General features: G+C 42.9%; 1 pseudogene. It reads right to left on the reverse strand.

Annotation, left to right across the window (positions count from 1 at the left end):
- Positions 1 to 1,121 (reverse strand): annotated as a pseudogene (locus IEY53_RS35830) (IS4 family transposase); the annotation flags it as partial.
- Between the last annotated feature and the right edge of the window lie 400 nt (positions 1,122 to 1,521).

Raw genomic sequence — 1,521 nt, forward strand, 5'->3', positions numbered from 1 at the left:
ACGCTGATCTGTGCTTTGCCGATGCTGCCACGCAAGTAGGATGTACCTAGAAAATACAATGGTCGTATGGCTAACGAGTAAATCATAGGAGAGACCTTGAAATTCCTTTTGCAAGCGCAACAAGGATTTAGCGCACTTAAAGAAAACCTCTATGTCCCAACGCATGGAATAGATACGAATAACTTCCTCGACCGTTAGAGTAAGGTCGGTTGAGAGAATCGCTAGCCATTCTTTCTTCTTCGTACGATGCCGAATAAACACGACGAGGACAGGGATACCTGGAACCAATTCCGTACGGATGCAGCGAAGGATGTCGCTGTTCTTTCCTTCTGCTCGCGGAGCCGCCAGATACAATTCTTTCAGAGATAGTCTACTTCCGTTCACGAGGTATCGCTTGTTGTCATTTTTAATCATACCAATGACATGAAGCCCGCGTTTTACGATTTCCTGGATAAGTGGCGCGTGGGTGAACCAGCTATCCATTAAAGCGTGAGAAGCACTAACACCAGCGGCTATGGCACGATCAATCATGGACGCAATCACTCGCGACGCTTATAACCATGGGTGCGTTTGTCGATTCCGTCTGTAGTGCCATTGATTTGCGATTTTGTCGAACTGAGTAAAGCGAAGTCCATGGGAATAAAGGAATGGCTATCCGACCATCCCATCGTCAGCATGCGGAAGCCTTTGTAATAAGCTCCGGTAGCGTGATCTCTGAACCTTGCGAGCAATTCTACGGCTTTACTGCGGTTACGATCAAACATCGAATCGTCAAAGATGAAGGCCGTAACGCGGTTATCAGAAGTCAGTAGCCCGACTTTTTGAACCGTCGCAGCACTTAGAGATAAAAGGAATTGCCGCCACGCGAATTGGGTATGGTTCAAAAATCGATAAACGGAATCTTTTCCGGGAAACGATTCGGCTTTATTACTTTCGAGCAGACGAAACCAATTTTTCTGATGAAACAAAAGCACGAATACAAGCTGAAACAGATAGGCGGCTGTATAACCGAATTTCTTGTTAATCTTCGCGTCTTTTAAGTGCTTCAGCACATGAAGTTCTTCGAAAGCAGGCTTAATTTCTTTCGGTAGTTGATTGCAGGGCTGGTTTTGCTCTATCATATAGAGGACACCTCTTCTTTGTGGTAGTGTATTGCTCGTCACAATCACTATACCAAACCGAAGCGGTGTTTTTCTATTTTTGCAAGAGTAAGATAATTATCATGGTTCAGCTATATTTATCAAGGGTTTAAGACCAATTTTGCTCTGCGAAGTTTGAGTTTTCTAAGAATACCGTCAGATATTTACTTAGTCCTTTTAAGCATAACTATTGCATACGTTGTAAGTATAGTTGGTGGAATCATTGGTATAAATCGAAATCTTAATAAGCGATGTGCGATGAAGGAAGATTAGATACTTTTATTGGAGATGAAAATCATTAAGGGATCTACGAAATTTAACATTACGCTCCCTCGAAATGATTTAGTTTTCTCACGCAGGCTCATGAATTCGCAGGATTTCA

Origin of the sequence: Paenibacillus albidus (assembly GCF_014644435.1) — a bacterium.
GTDB lineage: Bacteria > Bacillota > Bacilli > Paenibacillales > Paenibacillaceae > Paenibacillus_AQ > Paenibacillus_AQ albidus.